We start from the raw sequence: 16,047 nt of genomic DNA, 5'->3' as shown, positions 1-16,047 counted from the left end.
AGGGCCTAGGCGGCCCCGCCGCTCTGCGCCGAGGGTGTCGCCCTCCCTTTGGGGGAGGGCGCGAAGCGACTCAGGGGGCATCACACCAGCACACGCTCGATACCGCCCTGGTTGGCGCGATTGACATACTCGGCCATCCAGTTCTCGCCCAGAATGTCGCGCGCCATCTCGACCACGATGTAGTCGGCTTCGAGCAGCCCGTTGTTCAGATCGTTGCCATAGCGGCTCAGGCCCTGCAGGCAGCTGGGGCAGCTGGTCAGGATCTTGACGTTGTCCTGAGCGCCCAGTTGACCGTTGTCGCGCAATGCAGCCTCGCCCTTGCGGATCTCCTCGGTCTTGCGGAAACGGATCTGCGTGGAGATGTCGGGACGCGTCACGCCCAGCGTGCCGGACTCGCCGCAGCAGCGCTCGCTCTTGAGCACGTTGTCACCCATCAAGGCCTTGACGGTCTTCATCGGGTCCTGCTGCTTCATGGGCGTATGGCAGGGGTCGTGGTACAGGTATGAGCCCTTGTTCTGCAGCGTGATGCCCTTTTCGAGCAGATATTCGTGGATGTCGATGATGCGGCAGCCGGGGAAGATCTTGTCGAACTGGTAGCCCTGCAACTGGTCATAGCAGGTGCCGCAGCTCACCACCACGGTCTTGATGTCCAGATAGTTGAGCGTGGTCGCCACACGGTGGAAGAGCACACGGTTGTCCGTGATCATCTTCTCGGCCTTGTCGAACTGGCCCGAGCCGCGCTGGGGATAGCCGCAGCACAGATAACCGGGCGGCAGCACGGTCTGCACGCCTGCATGCCAGAGCATGGCCTGCGTGGCCAGACCCACCTGACTGAACAGGCGCTCGGAGCCGCAACCGGGGAAGTAGAACACCGCCTCGGTATCCGACTTGGTGGCCTGCGGGTCGCGGATGATGGGCACGTAATCCTTGTCTTCGATATCCAGCAAGGCGCGCGCCGTCTTGGTGGGCAGACCACCGGGCAGCTTCTTGTTGATGAAGTGAATCACCTGCTCCTTGATGGGAGCCGTGCCCACGGATGCGGGCGGATGTGCGGTCTGCTTCTTGGCGACAGCCCCCAGCACGTCGGCCGCCAGGCGCTGGGCCTTGAAGCCCACACCCACCATGGCCGTGCGCATGAACTTGATGGTGTCAGGGTTGGTGGCATTGAGCATGGCCATGGCCAGCTTGTTGCCGGGACGGAAGCTCTTCTTGTCCATCTTGCGCAGCAGATTGCGCATATTCATGGTCACGTCGCCAAAGTCGATCTTGACCGGGCAAGGATTGAAGCACTTGTGGCAGACCGTGCAGTGGTCGGCCACATCCTCGAATTCCTGCCAGTGCTTGATGGACACGCCACGGCGTGTCTGCTCCTCGTAGAGGAAGGCCTCCACCAGCAGCGAGGTGGCCAGGATCTTGTTGCGCGGCGAGTACAGCAGATTGGCGCGCGGCACATGGGTGGCGCACACGGGCTTGCACTTGCCGCAGCGCAGGCAGTCCTTGACGGAGTTGGCGATGGCGCCAATGTCCGACTGCTGCATGATGATGGACTCATAACCCATCAGGCCGAAGCTGGGCGTGTAGGCGTTGGTCAGGTCGGCAAACATCAGCGACTCGCGCGGCGAGCGACCGTCGTGACTCTGGTGCGCCAGGGCATCCCACTCTTCGTTGCGGATCAGCTTGCCCTTGTTGAAGCGGCCTTCGGGGTCCACACGCTTCTTGTAATCGGCAAACGGTGCCAGCTCGGCATCCGAGAGAAATTCCAGCTTGGTGATGCCGATGCCGTGCTCACCCGAGATCACGCCATCCAGACTGCGCGCCAGCTCCATGATGCGGGCCACGGCTTCGTGCGCGGTCTGCAGCATTTCATAGTCGTCGGAGTTGACAGGAATGTTGGTGTGCACATTGCCGTCGCCAGCGTGCATGTGCAGCGCCACCCAGACACGGCCCTTGAGCACCTTCTGGTGAATCTCGTTGACGGACTCGCGCAGCGGCTGGAAGGCAGCGCCCGCGAAAATCTTGGACAGCGGCTCCTTGAGCTGGGTCTTCCAGCTCGCACGCAACCGGTGGTCCTGCAGCTCGGGGAACAGCGTGGCCACGCCGTCCAGCCAGCCCTGCCAGAGCTCGCGCACCTCGGCCACCAGCGCCAGGGCCTGCTGCACGCGGTCTTCCAGCAGCTCGGCGCTGGGGATGTCGCCGGCATCGTCGCTCTTGCCCAGAGGCAGGTCGGAGTGCCTGAAGAAGCCGCTCAGCTCGTCGCAGAGCTTGAGCTTGTTGCGCAGCGACAGCTCGATATTGATGCGCTCGATGCCATCGGTGTACTCGGCCATGCGCGGCAGAGGAATCACCACGTCTTCGTTGATCTTGAAGGCGTTGGTGTGGCGCGAGATCGCTGCCGTGCGCTTGCGGTCCAGCCAGAACTTCTTGCGCGCCTCGGCGCTGACGGCGGTAAAGCCCTCGCCGTTGCGCGAATTGGCAATGCGCACCACCTCGGCAGCCACGCGGGCCACCTCGTCGGCATCGTCACCGGCGATATCGCCCAGCAGCACCATCTTGGGCAGACGGCCGTTGCCCTTCTTGCTCTTGGTCGCGTAGCCCACGGCCTTGAGGTAGCGGTCGTCCAGGTGTTCGAGACCGGCCAGCAGCACGCCCGAGCGCTTTTGCTCGGCGAACATATAGTCCTTGATCTCGACGATGGAGGGCACGGCATCCTTGGCATTGCCGAAGAATTCCATGCATACGGTACGCGTATGCGCCGGCATGCGGTGCACCACCCAGCGCGCGCTGGTGATCAGGCCGTCCGTGCCTTCCTTCTGGATGCCAGGCAGACCCGAGAGGAACTTGTCCGTCACGTCCTTGCCCAGGCCTTCCTTGCGGAAGGTGTGACCGGGAATATCAAGGCGCTCGGTGCGCACATGGGTCTTGCCGTCCGCCTCGAAGTACTTCAGTTCGAAGCAGGCCATCTCGGCATCGTGAATCTTGCCGAGGTTGTGGTCCAGGCGTGTGACTTCCAGCCATTGCGCATCGGGCGTGACCATGCGCCAGGACACCAGATTGTCCAGGGCTGTGCCCCAGAGCACGGCCTTTTTGCCACCCGCGTTCATGGCGATGTTGCCGCCGATGCAGGAGGCTTCGATGGAGGTCGGATCCACGGCAAACACAAAGCCGCCGCGCTCGGCCGCATCGGCCACGCGCTGTGTCACCACACCGGCTTCGGAGTAGATGGTGGGCACTTCGTGATCCACGCCGGGAATCTGGCGCATCTCGACTTCGCTCAGCGCTTCCAGCTTCTCGGTGTTGATGACCACCGAGCGCCAGGTCAAAGGTATGGCACCACCCGTGTATCCGGTGCCGCCTCCGCGCGGAATGATGGTCAGGCCGAGTTCGATGCAGCCCTTGACCAGACCGGCCATTTCGGCTTCGGTATCGGGCGTCAGCACGACAAACGGGTACTCGACGCGCCAGTCGGTCGCATCGGTCACATGGGCCACGCGCGACAGACCGTCGAACTTGATGTTGTCCTTGGCGGTATAGCGACGCAGCGTCTTCTGCGCGCGGCGGCGCAGCTGCTCGGCCTCGACAAAAGTGGCGTTGAATTCATGCACGGCACGATGGGCCGCCTCCACCAGCTGACCCACCAGCCGATCGCGCAGCGCATCCTCGTTGGGCTCGCGGCGCTTGTCGATCTCGGCCAGGCGATGCTCCAGAGCCTCGACCAGCGACTTGCGGCGGTCGGGGTTGTGGATCAGATCATCCTGAAGATAGGGATTGCGCTGCACAACCCAGATATCCCCCAGCACTTCGTAGAGCATGCGGGCAGATCGGCCGGTTCGGCGTTCCTGACGCAGCTGATTGAGCACATCCCACATGGATGAGCCCAACAGACGAATCACAATCTCACGGTCAGAGAACGATGTGTAGTTATAGGGAATCTCGCGCAGTCGTGCGGGTTCGGCAGCCTGGGCCTGGAGGGCGGCAGCCAACGCAATCGGTACATTCATGGGGGTAGACCGTGTCGGGCGCCCTCTGTGTGGCACCCCTAAGCCAGTGGGATGACGATTTTAAGCGACGGCGGCTCAGCCATGCTTTGCTATGGGTTCTGAGTGGCCAGCCCTGCTATCGCCAAAGCAGCAAGCCCCACCGGCATTTCCCAGGCGATTGGCCACATGGCAGTGCGCAAAGGCACTGCGAACCCGTTCAGCGCTGCACGCAGCCAAATGGTAGATGAATCTTTCATAGGCTATTTAGACAAAAATCATACATTTCCGAATCAAAAACAACTCAATACGAAAGACTACCAACAACAAACGAAATGCCGTTGACCTAGAATGGCGCAGCTTCGCGCACCATCAAATGTCACCGGATCGTCATACAAAGGCTTGTGACTGCGGGTTCTGCCCATGGTGCGGCGCGTTGCCCATGCAAACAATGACATCCATATGTCATACGGATGACTTAGTGTGCATCACCGCATATTTCGTCAACGATCGTTAGAGGAGCCTTCATGCAATTCAAGCAACTGGCCATGGCCGCCGCCGTCGCCGCTACTACTTTCTCGGCACAAGCCGTCACCGAAATCCAATGGTGGCACTCGATGACTGCCGTGAATAACGAGTGGGTCAATGACCTGGCCAAGCAGTTCAACGAAAGCCAGAAGGATTACAAGGTCGTTCCCACGTTCAAGGGCGTGTACGACGAATCCATGACAGCCGCGATTGCAGCCTTCCGCTCGGGCAACGCCCCTCACATCCTGCAGGTGTTTGAAGTGGGTACTGCCACCATGATGGCCTCCAAGGGCGCGACCGTGCCCGTGGGCAAGGTGATGCAGGACGCCGGCGTCGCTTTCGACCCCAAGGCCTACATCCCCGCCGTGGCCGGCTACTACACGGCCCCCAACGGCCAGATGCTGAGCTTCCCCTTCAACAGCTCGACAACCATCTTCTACTACAACAAGGACGCCTTCAAGAAGGCCGGCCTGAACCCCGACGTCGCCCCCAAGACCTGGCCCGAAGTCTTTGCTGCCGCCAAGAAGCTCAAGGAAAGCGGCCACAGCTGCCCCATGACCCTGGCATGGCAAGGCTGGACCCAGCTGGAGTCCTTCTCCACCTGGCACAACGTGGAATTCGCCACCGAGCACAACGGTCTGAGCGCCAACGGCTACAAGGCGCGCATGAAGATCAACTCGCCTTTGCACGTCAAGCACATCGACAACCTGGCCGCAGCGGCCAAGGCTGGCGAATTTGTCTACAAGGGCCGCGCCTCCACCCCCCAGGCTTCGTTCACCGCCGGTGAATGCGCCATGATCCAGACTTCGTCCGGCTTCTACGGCGATGTGGCCAAGAACGCCAAGTTCAATTACGCCCTGGCTCCCCTGCCCTACTATCCCGATGTCAAGGGCGCGCCCCAGAACACCGTGATCGGCGGCGCTTCGCTGTGGGTCATGGCCGGCAAGAAGGCCGAAGAGTACAAGGGCGTGGCCAAGTTCTTCGAGTTCCTGTCGCAGACCAAGGTGCAGGCCGCTTCGCACCAGCGCACCGGCTACCTGCCCGTGACCATGGCGGCCTATGACCTGACCGAAAAGTCCGGCTTCTACGCCAAGAACCCCGGCACCGATACGGCCGTGACGCAGATGATCCGCAAGGTGACCGACAACTCGCGCGGCATCCGTCTGGGCAACTACGTGCAGATCCGTACCATCGAGGATGAAGAACTCGAACAGGTGTGGGCTGGCAAGAAGACCGGCAAGCAGGCGCTGGACTCCATCGTGAGCCGCGGCAACGAATTGCTGGCTCGCTTCGAGCGCTCCTACAAACAGTAAACCCTCCAGGCACCCGCAAGGGTGCCGCCAAGGCCTGCGGGGCCTTCAAACAAGGCTCTGCACCCCCAAATACCCCGTTGACTGCACCCAGGCTCCGGCGGTTTTTTTATTTGTAACTCCTCATGGAAAAACGCGTTCTTTTCCGATCCAAGTGGCTGCCCTGGGTGCTGATCGCCCCCCAGCTACTGATCATCGGTATCTTCTTTTTCTGGCCCGCTGGTCAGGCTGTCCTCCAGTCATTCCAGATGGAAGACGCGTTCGGCATGAGCACCGAATGGGTGGGATTTGACAATTTCCGGCAGATCTTCTCCGACCCCACCTATCTGAATTCCTTCAAGCGCACAGCCCTGTTTTCCGTGCTCGTCGCTGGTCTTGGCATTGCCACCTCATTGGCCTTGGCAATCTTTGCGGATCGCATCGTGCGCTTCGCCATGGTCTACAAGACCTTGCTGATCATTCCCTACGCGGTCGCCCCCGTCATCGCGGGTGTGCTGTGGGTCTTCATGTTCTCGCCCTCCATCGGTGTGGTGGCGTATTTCCTGAACAAGCTGGGCTATACCTGGAACCATCTGATGAACGAAAACCAGGCCATGACGCTGATCGTGCTGGCCTCGGTGTGGAAACAGATCTCCTACAACTTCCTGTTTTTCCTTGCGGGCCTGCAGTCCATCCCCAAGGCGCTGATCGAAGCCGCATCCATCGACGGTGCCGGCCCATGGCGCCGTTTCTGGAACATCCAGCTGCCGCTGCTCTCGCCCACCACCTTCTTCCTGCTGGTGATCAACATCGTCTACGCGTTCTTTGACACCTTCGGCATCATCGACGCAGCCACCCATGGTGGCCCCGGCCAATCGACATCGATTCTGGTCTACAAGGTCTATCTGGACGGCTTCAAGGCGCTGGACCTGGGCGGCTCCGCAGCCCAGTCCGTGATCCTGATGCTGATTGTTGTCGTGCTGACCGTGATCCAGTTCCGCTATGTTGAAAAGAAAGTGCAGTACTGATCATGGTCGATCGCAATCCCTGGCTTAATTTCTTCTCCCACGCCGTACTGATTCTCGGCGTGGCCATCGTCGCCTTCCCGCTGTATCTGGCACTGGTGGCCTCCACCCACACAGCCAGCGAGATCGTGCAGGCACCCATGCCTCTGCTGCCCGGCACCCACCTGTGGGAAAACTACAAGGAAGCCCTGGTGGGCTCGGGCAAACTGGGCTCCAACACCAACGTCGTGCAGATGATGTGGGTGAGCTTTGTCGTGGCCATGATCATCACCGTGGGCAAGATCGCGATTTCGCTGCTGTCGGCCTTTGCCATCGTCTACTTCCGCTTCCCCTTCAAGATGCTGTGCTTTTGGGCCATCTTCGTGACGCTGATGCTGCCCGTAGAAGTGCGCATTCTGCCCACCTACAAGGTTGTGGCAGAACTGGGCCTGCTCAACAGCTACGCCGGCCTGTCCCTGCCGCTGATCGCCTCAGCCACCGCCACCTTCCTGTTCCGCCAGTTCTTCCTGAGCGTGCCGGACGAGCTGGTCGAAGCAGCCCGCATCGACGGCGCCGGCCCCATGCGCTTTTTCAAGGACATTCTGGTGCCCTTGTCCAAGACCTCGATTGCCGCACTGTTCGTGATCCAGTTCATCTATGGCTGGAACCAGTACCTGTGGCCTCTTCTCATGACCACCTCGGAAGACATGTACCCCGTGGTCGTCGGTATCAAGAGCATGCTGGGCGGCGGCGGCGACGCCAGCGTCGACTGGAACATTGTGATGGCCACTGCCATCCTGGCCATGCTGCCGCCTACGGCCGTGGTGATGCTGATGCAAAAGTGGTTTGTGAAGGGTCTGGTGGATACCGAGAAATAAGCCTCGACCACGACCCATCCCGCCTTTTGCCCCATTGAACGAATACTTGGAAGACCTGTCATGGCATCCATCTCTCTGAAGAACATCATCAAGCGTTACGGCACCGGCAAGTCTGCCGTGCCCGTCATTCACGGAATCAACGTCGAAATCAAGGACGGCGAATTCATCGTGCTGGTCGGCCCCTCGGGCTGCGGCAAGTCCACCCTGCTGCGCATGATCGCAGGCCTGGAAGAAATCACCGATGGCGACCTGCTGATCGGCAGCAACAAGGTCAACGACCTGGAGCCCGCCAAGCGCAATATCGCCATGGTGTTCCAGAACTACGCGCTCTACCCCCACATGAGCAACTACGAGAACATGGCCTACGGCCTGAAGCTCGCCAAGGTGCCCGAGGACGAGATCAAGCGCCGCGTGGACAAGGCTGCCAAGATTCTGGAGCTGAGCCATCTGCTGGAACGCAAGCCGCGCCAGCTCTCTGGCGGCCAGCGCCAGCGCGTGGCCATGGGCCGCGCCATCGTGCGCCAGCCCCAGGTCTTCCTGTTCGACGAACCCCTGTCCAATCTGGACGCCAAGCTGCGCGGCCAGACCCGCCTGGAAATCCAGAAGCTGCACGCCGAGCTGGGCATCACCAGCCTGTTCGTGACCCATGACCAGGTCGAGGCCATGACCCTGGCCCAGCGCATGGTGGTGATGAACGGCGGCAATGTGGAGCAGTTCGGCACGCCCGAAGAGGTCTATCACACACCCGCCTCCACCTTTGTGGCGGGCTTCATCGGCTCCCCTCCCATGAACCTGCTCAAGCACTCGCCCAACGGCAAGCCCGGCCTGATCCTTGGCATCCGCCCCGAGCATATCGACCTGGTGGAAGCCGGCGGTGTGGAGTTCAAGGTCCAGACCGTGGAACTGCTGGGCGCCGAACGCCTGCTCTACGGCAAGGTGGGCGATGAAGATGTCACCGTGCGCGTGGAAGAAGGCAAGCCCTATCCCAAGCCCGGTGACACGGCCCGCATCTCGGCGCGCGAAGACCGCCTGCACTGGTTCAACGCCGAAACCGGCAAACGCGTATAAATCGCAACCCCCCCTGAGCGGCTTCGCCGCTTCCCCTGCTGGGCGCCTGGCGCCCGAGGGGGGCGGCGGCTCTGTCTCGGTGCCCTTGCACCGTGAATGCGCAGCCTTCAAGAACGAGTTCACGGACGCCAATGACCGACTCAATCTCATCGCATGCATACGCTCACGACCGCAGAATTCCTTCTGCCATAAACTTCTCCAAGCGCCCAAGCCCACGCTGATGGCGCTTTTTTCACGTCTACATGGGCGCAAATCCACTATGACTACTGCTTTGAAACCCTGGCCCTACCCTCGTTGGGTGGCCCACCGCGGCGCCGGCAAGCTGGCACCGGAGAACACCATGAGCGCCTTCCGTCTGGGCGCGCAACACGGCTACCGCTTCTTTGAATGCGATGCCAAGCTCAGCCAGGACGGCGTGCTGTTTCTGATGCATGACGCCACACTGGAGCGCACCACCAACGGCAGCGGCATTGGCGGCGCACTGAGCATGGGCGAGATCGCCCAGCTCGACGCCGGCAGCTGGCACTCGCGCGCCTATGCGGGCGAAGCCCTGCCCACGCTGGAAGCCCTGGCGCGCTGGTGCCTGGCCAACCATCTGCACCTGAATGTGGAAATCAAGCCGACTCCAGGCCAGGAGCTGGAAACCGGCCGCGCCTGCGGCGAGCTGATGCAGCGCATCTGGCCGCAAGCCCAGGTGCAGCCGCTGTTCACCTCGTTCAAGTCCGAATCGCTCAAGGGCGCCCGCGAGACCGCACCGCATATTCCCCGCGGCCTGCTGGTGGACAAGCTGGCCGACGCCAGCGGCGACGCCGACCTGAAGCTGGCTCTGGAGCTGGACTGCAGCGCCATGGTGCTCAACCATGCGCTGTGGACGACCGAGCTGGTGACCAAGGTGCATGGCGCAGGCCTCTACTGCAGCAGCTACACCGTCAACGACCAATGGGCGGCACAGCGCCTGATAGACCTGGGCACGGACGGCATCATCACCGACCGCGTGGACCTTTTCAGCCCCGCGCAGACAGGCGAGCAGCTGTAAAACAGTAGCTGCTTACGCAGGTCCACTAATAACTTCAGCATCAATCAATGCTGAATTCCTTTCAAATCAAGCGCAAGCAGCTTCGATATCCATAGCAAAACAAAAGCCCGGCCACCCAAAGTGACCGGGCTTTTTTGCGCTCAAAGGCATCAAAAACTGGCGTGCCCCAGCAAAGGGACAGCGAGGAAGGGCCGCCCCGCACCGAGGCTGTCGTCCCCCTTACCTAGCGCAAAGCGCGTAGAGAAAGGGGGAAGGCGCGCAGCGCCTCAGGGGGTTAATCCAGTTTCGTGCCGGAGGCCTTGACGGCTGCCGCCCAGCGCGGAGTCTCGCTGGCCAGGAACTTGCCGAAGGCCTCGGAGCCCAGGAAGGCCGGATCGGCGCCCTGCTCCACCATGCGGCTCTTCACATCGGGCAGGTTCATGACCTGCTGGAAGGCGTTGCTGAGCTTGGCGGTCACGTCCTTGGGCAGGCCGGCAGGGGCGAGAAAGCCATAGAAGCCCACCACCTCGAAGCCCTTGAGGCCGGACTCTATGGCGGTCGGCACCTCAGGCAGTGCGGGGTTGCGTTCCTTGCTGGTCACGGCCAGGGCGCGCACCTTGCCCTGCTTGTGATAGGCCGCAGCCTGAGGAATGCTCTCGGCCATGAACTGCACCTGACCGCCGATCAGATCAGTGAACGCAGGCGCGCTGCCCTTGTAGGGGATGTGCACCAGATCCACGCCTGCGGCGCTCTTGAACATCTCGGGCACCAGATGGCTGATGCCGCCGTTGCCGGCCGAGCCGAAGTTGATCTTGCCGGGATTGGCCTTGGCATAGGTCATGAACTCGGTCAGCGTCTTGGCCGGCACCTTGTTGTTGACCAGCAGCGCCAGCGGCTGCATGGCGGTGCGGGCAATCGGCGTGAAGTCCTTGAGCGTGTTGTAGGGCAGCTTGCTGTAGAGCGCAGAGTTGATGACCATCACGCCGGTATTGGCCAGCATCAGCGTGTAGCCGTCGGCGGGCGAGCGCATCACGTCCTGCGCCCCCACGGAGCCGCCCGCTCCGGGCTTGTAATCCACCACCAGCGGCTGACCGAGCACGCCTTGCAGCTTGTCGGTCAGCAAACGGGCATGCTGGTCCAGCGGGCCGCCGGCGGGAAAGCCCAGCACGATGCGAATCGGCTTGGAGGGAAAGGCGTCCTGAGCCTGTGCGCCCGCGGACAAAAGCAGGCCTGCGCCAGCCATCAGGCCGGCCAGTATGTTCATTGAAGTCTTCTTCATTGTTGTCTCCTTGGTTTTAGAAATCATCGGCCGCACAAAGCGCTGTCCGGGCAGTCTGATCTGGTCGCCAACCTGCGCTGGATCGCTGCATTCGAGCCATGATTTGAACCATGGCGGGAGCCGGCCGGCAGAAAAAAGCGCTTCTCGAGGGAAGCGCTTGGGTGCCTGAGTGCAAAGCGGCAATCAGCGCTTGGGTTGCCAGGCCAGCGCCTTGTTCTGCTGCTCGGCCACCTGGGCAATGCTGAGCTTGTTGGCCGCTTCATCGCGGCGCTTGGCGGCGTCGCCACCCAGCTCCATGGCCGCCAGGTTGTACCAGAAGTAGGCCCTGGCATTGTCACGCGGCACGCCCTGGCCCTGTGCATAGACCATGCCCAGGTTGTACTGGGCTGCGGCATCGCCCTGCTCGGCCGCGCGCTGATACCACTGCACGGCCTTGCCGTAATCGCGCGCAGCGCCCTGGCCTTCGGCGTACATCACGCCCAGGCGGTTCTGTGCACCGGAGTGGCCTTGCTCGGCTGCCGCGGCATACCACTTCATCGCCTGAGCGGGGCTGGCGGCACTGCCCTGACCGTCGGCATACAGACGCGCCAGATTGAACTGGGCCGAGGCATCGCCCTTGTCGGCCGCGCGGCGGAACCACTGCATGGCCGTCGCATAGTTCTGCGCAACGCCACGGCCTTCGGCGTACAGCGTACCCACGTTGTTGATGGCAGCTGCATGGCCTTGCTCGGCCGCCTTCTGATACCACTGCAGTGCCGTGGCGTAGTTCTGGGGCGTGCCCAGACCTTCGGCATAGATGGTGCCCAGGTTGTACTGGGCATCGGCATGATTTTGGTCGGCCGCGCGCTGGAACCATTGCGCCGCATAGGCAGGACTTTGCTCCACACCCAGACCGTAGAGATACAGACGGCCCAGATGGTTCTGACCGTCGGCATTCCACTGCTCGGCACTCTTTTGGAACCAGGAAGCCGCCAGCTTGTAGTCGCGCGGGACACCCACGCCATCCATATACATCCGGCCCAGGCTGTTCTGGGCCCTGGCGTCGCCCTGCTCGGCAGCGCGCTGCAGCCACTGGGCGGCCTGCACCGGGTCCAGCTTCACGCCCACTCCGTCGGACAGCATGGAGCCCAGCTGGTTCTGCGCTTCCGCATGGCCTTGATCGGCGGCTTTCTTGAACCAGTCTGCAGCCGTCATGTAATTGACGGCCACGCCATTGCCCTTGAGGTAGCGCTGGCCCAGCTCGAACTGGGCCGTCACATGGCCTTGCGCAGCGGATTTCTCCAGCCACTGGGCAGCGGTGCTGAAGCTCTGGGGAACGCCCAGACCTTCCTGATAGAGGTGGGACAGGTTGTACTGCGCCACGGCATTGTTCTGCTGCGCCGCTCGGCCGTACCACTGGGCGGCCTCGCGGTAGTTCTGCGGCAGGCCCTGGCCGTTGGCGTACAGCGCACCCAGACTGTTCTGGGCGCCCGCATGTCCCTGGGCCGCGGCCTTGCGGAACCATTGTGCGGCGGTGGCGGCATTCTGGGGCACGCCCTGGCCGTGCACATACATCTCGCCCAGCTGGTTCTGCGCCTTGGCATCGCCGCGCTCGGCAGCCTGCAGCGGACCGGCCGTGGAAGCCACACGCGCGCCTGCAATCGGCAGCGGGCCGTATTGCAGACGGCTGAATTCAAACTGGGGGCCCGATGTGGCGGCTCTGGAATCGCGCAAAAAATTCATGCGACCTTCCGCACCGGTTTGCGCGGATGCGCTCTGGGCAAAGGCCGCCAGACTCGACATGACCAGCGCTGCGATGGGAGTGAACTTCATTCCGGTACGATTCCTAGACGCTTGTTGTTACATCAGACATACGATGACACCAACCTGCGAGCGTAACTGATTCTGATAGCAGCTTCGATAAGGAATCCCTCAATCGCGGCATCCTCGCCACAGTTTTTTGACATTTGGCCGTGACATGAAAAAGCCCGGCAAAGCCGGGCTTGGAGCGATGGACAGGTTTCAGCCTCTGATCATCTGCTGGCGCACATAGCCCGCCAGCACCTGCATGAGCTCGGCAAAATGCGTGCGCAGCGGCTCGAAGCCCGCATTCGGCTCTCGCGTGTCCTCGTCCATATAGACGGGGCGACGGATCTCTATCTGCATCGAGTGGCGATTGAGTTGCGGCTGGCCAATGCGCCCGATCAACTCCACACCTTTATAGGGCTCGTTATAGGCCACGCTGTAGCCGAAGCCCTTGAGCGTATCGCCCACCAGATGGATGAACTCGGGCGCGCAGGTCGTTCCGTCGCGGTCGCCCAGCACGAAGTCGGCCAGCGGCGGCGCATCGCTGCGTCCCAGTCGCTGGTACACATCGTTGGGCATGGAGTGCAGATTCAGATGCCACACAGCCCCGAAGCGCGCCACGCTGTCGTCGATGGCCTGCGCCAGCGCCGCGTGATAGGGGCGCCAGTAGCCCTCGATACGGTGCTGCACCTCGGCAACGGTGCGCTTGCGCTCATACAGAGGCGTGGCCACGCCGGCCTTGCTGATGCGCTGCCAGATCAGGCCCAGCCCCTGCTGGGTCTTGATGCTGGGCGACAGCGCCACCGGCCACTCGCCCTCGATCTGCGCGGGGTCCAGGTCGGACTCGTTGCGGTTCGGGTCGACATAGGTGCGCGGGAAAGTCGCTTCCAGCAGCGTGGCACCGAACTCGGGCCAGCGGTCCCAGAGCGCGGCCACATGCGTGTCCTCGCCACGGCGCAGCAGACTCATGGGCACGACAGCGCCGAAATCCTCCGGATAGGCCGTGCCGCTGTGCGGCGAGTCGCAGACTATGGGCAGAACCTCGCCCCGGGCCGGGTGCACCAGCACCGGCTCGGCCGGTCTGGCTTGCAGAAAATCAGGCACAGACATTGCGGTCTTCATCAGTCCAGCTTGATATTGGCGCGCTTGGCCACGGCCGTGTAGCGCTCGATCGCAGTCTTGATCTGCTTGGCAAACTGCTCGGGCGTGTTGCCCATGGACTCGCCGGAGATGGACTTCTGCTTTTCCAGATAGTCGGGCGAAGCCATGACCTTGTGGGCCGCCGCATTGAGCTTGTCGATGATGGGCTTGGGCGTGCCGGCAGGCGCCACCAGGCCGAACCAGCCGCCGTCGCCCATCTGGGGGTAGCCCAGCTCGGTATAGGTAGGCACATCGGGCAGCACATCGCTGCGCTTGAGGGCCAGCACGGCCAGGGGACGCAGCTGGCCAGCCTTTATATGCGGCAGGGTCGAGGGCAGGTTGTCCGTCATGGCATTGACCTGTCCGCCCAGCGCATCGGTAATGGCCTGGCCTGCACCCTTGTAGGGAATGTGCAGCAGCTGGATACCAGCCAGGTTCATGAAGTTCTCGATATTGGCGTGACCCAGCGAGCCCGTGCCCGGCGAGGCAAAGGTGTACTTGTCGGGGTTGGCCTTGGCCAGCGCGATGAATTCCTTCATGGTCTTGGCAGGCACGCTGGCGTTCACCACGAAGACGCTGGGCACACTCATCACATTGGTGATGGGAGCAAAGTCCTTGATCGCGTCATAGGGCAGCTTGCGGAAGATGGCCGGATTGGAGCCATGGGTGGACACCGTGGCCATGCCGATGGTGTAGCCGTCGGCAGCGGCCTTGGCGATTTCCGAAGCGCCGATGGAGCCGCCGGCTCCGCCCCGGTTGTCCACCACCACGGCCTTGCCCAGTATCTGGCCCATCTTGTCGGCCAGCAGACGCGCCACCATGTCGGTGGAGCCGCCCGCGCCAAAGGGCACGATCAGGCGGATGGGGCGATTGGGGTAGTCCGCTGCTGCATTGGCAGCGAACGCGGGGGACAGCGCGGCGGCTGCGGCGCAGGCGGCAATGGACGACAGAACGGTACGACGAATAGCCATGCGGCTTCTCCTTGGATCTCGTGAAAGACTGGTTATGGGTCGGCCCAGAGCGCTTCACCGAACGCTCCGACCTTTGTTCTTTGTTTCATTCTGAGCCGCAGGCCGCGGCACGAAAAGCGACAAGACGGCACGCAAGTATTACCAACCGTCATAATTCAAGCCGTCATGCGCATGCACTCTCCGTCCCTGTCCGAACTTCACGCCTTTGCCGCGGCAGCCCGCCTGGGCAGTTACTCGCTCGCCGCCCAGGAGCTGTATGTGACGCAGGGCGGCATCAGCCGGGCCATTGCCAGGCTTGAGGAGCATCTGGGCTTTGCCCTGTTCGAGCGCCTGGGCAGACGCAACACGCTCACCGCCGCAGGACAGGACTATCTGCAGGCGATAGAGCCTGCCGTGATGGCGATCGAAGCCGCATCGGCCGCCGCACGCAGGCGCCGCCATGGGCCCCAGCTGCGTCTGTCGGTCATTCCCACGCTGTTCAGCCACTGGCTGATTCCGCGCCTGCCCGACTTCAACCGCCGTCATCCGCAAATCATGCTCTCCTTCGCGCCCTACCGGCGCGACGATCCGCTCAATGCGCCGGAGATCGATGCCTGGATTCGCGTCGGCAGCCAGCACTGGCCGGCGGGCGTGGAGGCCGAATATGTGATCGGCCGCGACCTGATACCCATCTGCCACCCGCGCGAGCTGCAGGGGCCGAACCCCATCCGCAGCGAGCAGGATTTGCTGAGCCGCCCACTGCTGTTCCACACCAACTACCCTGGCAACTGGGCCAGCTGGATGCAGGCCCGGGGCCTGCGCCAGCCCTGCCCTGCCCCGGTTGCAGACTTTGAAACCGTGGCCTTGCTGGTGCAGGCCGTGGCGGCGGGCATGGGCACAGCCATGGTGCAGCGCTGCCTGGTGGAAGAGGATCTGGCATCGGGACGCGTGGCTCTGGCGCTGGATGCTCCGGTGCATATCGAGCGCGGCTACTTTCTGTGCCAGCAAGGCAGCCGCCCCCCCACGGAGTCCTTAAGGCAGTTTCGCCGCTGGATACTGGAGCAGGCCGAGCCCAGGGCCGTCAGCGACTGAGGCCCGGCCGGACACTGGCGCGAATACAACAGGCACTCTTGAGTC

12 protein-coding genes are annotated in these 16,047 nt (G+C 62.4%); 7 read left to right on the top strand and 5 right to left on the bottom strand.

Going from position 1 to position 16,047, the window contains the following annotated elements:
• Positions 1 to 80: 80 nt before the first annotated feature.
• Positions 81 to 3,998, bottom strand: coding sequence for a DUF3683 domain-containing protein (locus P353_RS01700; protein WP_034364533.1), 3,918 nt, complete (start codon positions 3,996 to 3,998; stop codon positions 81 to 83).
• Positions 3,999 to 4,100: 102 nt separating this feature from the next.
• Between P353_RS01700 and P353_RS28960 the strand changes: the two genes are divergently transcribed.
• The 6 genes from P353_RS28960 to ugpQ all read left to right on the top strand — a co-directional run bounded on the left by P353_RS28960 (position 4,101) and on the right by ugpQ (position 9,777).
• A complete protein-coding gene (locus tag P353_RS28960; protein WP_157839500.1) occupies positions 4,101 to 4,319 on the top strand; it encodes a hypothetical protein in 219 nt (72 codons plus the stop codon).
• A gap of 182 nt (positions 4,320 to 4,501) precedes the next feature.
• Complete coding sequence (gene ugpB, locus P353_RS01695; RefSeq protein ID WP_034364532.1) at positions 4,502 to 5,815, top strand: sn-glycerol-3-phosphate ABC transporter substrate-binding protein UgpB; 1,314 nt, start codon at positions 4,502 to 4,504, stop codon at positions 5,813 to 5,815.
• Positions 5,816 to 5,937: 122 nt separating this feature from the next.
• Complete coding sequence (ugpA, locus tag P353_RS01690) at positions 5,938 to 6,819, top strand: sn-glycerol-3-phosphate ABC transporter permease UgpA (protein WP_034364530.1); 882 nt, start codon at positions 5,938 to 5,940, stop codon at positions 6,817 to 6,819.
• 2 nt (positions 6,820 to 6,821) lie between these two features.
• Positions 6,822 to 7,673, top strand: coding sequence for a sn-glycerol-3-phosphate ABC transporter permease UgpE (gene ugpE, locus P353_RS01685; protein WP_034364528.1), 852 nt, complete (start codon positions 6,822 to 6,824; stop codon positions 7,671 to 7,673).
• A 60-nt stretch (positions 7,674 to 7,733) separates the two neighbouring features.
• On the top strand, positions 7,734 to 8,741 hold the full coding sequence (locus P353_RS01680) for a sn-glycerol-3-phosphate import ATP-binding protein UgpC (protein ID WP_034364527.1): 1,008 nt from the start codon (positions 7,734 to 7,736) through the stop codon (positions 8,739 to 8,741).
• Positions 8,742 to 9,000: 259 nt separating this feature from the next.
• Positions 9,001 to 9,777 carry a glycerophosphodiester phosphodiesterase gene (gene ugpQ / locus P353_RS01675; protein ID WP_034364525.1) on the top strand — a complete coding sequence of 259 codons (777 nt, stop codon included), beginning with the start codon at positions 9,001 to 9,003 and terminating at the stop codon, positions 9,775 to 9,777.
• 274 nt (positions 9,778 to 10,051) lie between these two features.
• Here the strand turns inward: ugpQ and P353_RS01670 are convergent, their stop codons facing one another.
• The 4 genes from P353_RS01670 to P353_RS01655 form a co-directional block, all read right to left on the bottom strand.
• Entirely contained in the window at positions 10,052 to 11,035 is a 984-nt protein-coding gene (locus tag P353_RS01670; RefSeq protein WP_232776190.1) for a Bug family tripartite tricarboxylate transporter substrate binding protein, read from the bottom strand.
• A 183-nt stretch (positions 11,036 to 11,218) separates the two neighbouring features.
• The gene (locus P353_RS01665) at positions 11,219 to 12,847 is read right to left on the bottom strand and encodes an SEL1-like repeat protein (protein ID WP_034364521.1); all 1,629 of its coding nucleotides are present in this window, start codon (positions 12,845 to 12,847) and stop codon (positions 11,219 to 11,221) included.
• A gap of 189 nt (positions 12,848 to 13,036) precedes the next feature.
• Entirely contained in the window at positions 13,037 to 13,930 is an 894-nt protein-coding gene (locus P353_RS01660) for an N-formylglutamate amidohydrolase (protein WP_034365411.1), read from the bottom strand.
• An 11-nt stretch (positions 13,931 to 13,941) separates the two neighbouring features.
• A complete protein-coding gene (locus P353_RS01655) occupies positions 13,942 to 14,931 on the bottom strand; it encodes a tripartite tricarboxylate transporter substrate binding protein BugE (RefSeq protein ID WP_034364519.1) in 990 nt (329 codons plus the stop codon).
• A 165-nt stretch (positions 14,932 to 15,096) separates the two neighbouring features.
• On the opposite strand from P353_RS01655, the gene P353_RS01650 reads away from it, so the two are divergent.
• Complete coding sequence (locus P353_RS01650) at positions 15,097 to 16,002, top strand: LysR substrate-binding domain-containing protein (RefSeq protein WP_034364517.1); 906 nt, start codon at positions 15,097 to 15,099, stop codon at positions 16,000 to 16,002.
• Positions 16,003 to 16,047: the final 45 nt, after the last annotated feature.

The sequence above is a fragment of the Comamonas testosteroni genome (assembly GCF_000761245.1).
In the GTDB taxonomy this organism is placed as follows: Bacteria; Pseudomonadota; Gammaproteobacteria; order Burkholderiales; family Burkholderiaceae_C; genus Comamonas; species Comamonas testosteroni_C.
The sequence above is the reverse complement of the archived record's forward strand: the minus strand, read 5'-3'. Positions and strand labels throughout refer to the sequence as shown.

Coding starts and splice junctions, on each gene's coding strand:
- P353_RS01700 (WP_034364533.1), bottom strand. CDS start 3,998: ATGAATGTACCGATTGCGTTGGCTGCCGCCCTCCAGGCCCAGGCTGCC.
- ugpB (WP_034364532.1), top strand. CDS start 4,502: ATGCAATTCAAGCAACTGGCCATGGCCGCCGCCGTCGCCGCTACTACT.
- ugpA (WP_034364530.1), top strand. CDS start 5,938: ATGGAAAAACGCGTTCTTTTCCGATCCAAGTGGCTGCCCTGGGTGCTG.
- ugpE (WP_034364528.1), top strand. CDS start 6,822: ATGGTCGATCGCAATCCCTGGCTTAATTTCTTCTCCCACGCCGTACTG.
- P353_RS01680 (WP_034364527.1), top strand. CDS start 7,734: ATGGCATCCATCTCTCTGAAGAACATCATCAAGCGTTACGGCACCGGC.
- ugpQ (WP_034364525.1), top strand. CDS start 9,001: ATGACTACTGCTTTGAAACCCTGGCCCTACCCTCGTTGGGTGGCCCAC.
- P353_RS01670 (WP_232776190.1), bottom strand. CDS start 11,035: ATGAAGAAGACTTCAATGAACATACTGGCCGGCCTGATGGCTGGCGCA.
- P353_RS01665 (WP_034364521.1), bottom strand. CDS start 12,847: ATGAAGTTCACTCCCATCGCAGCGCTGGTCATGTCGAGTCTGGCGGCC.
- P353_RS01660 (WP_034365411.1), bottom strand. CDS start 13,930: ATGTCTGTGCCTGATTTTCTGCAAGCCAGACCGGCCGAGCCGGTGCTG.
- P353_RS01655 (WP_034364519.1), bottom strand. CDS start 14,931: ATGGCTATTCGTCGTACCGTTCTGTCGTCCATTGCCGCCTGCGCCGCA.
- P353_RS01650 (WP_034364517.1), top strand. CDS start 15,097: ATGCGCATGCACTCTCCGTCCCTGTCCGAACTTCACGCCTTTGCCGCG.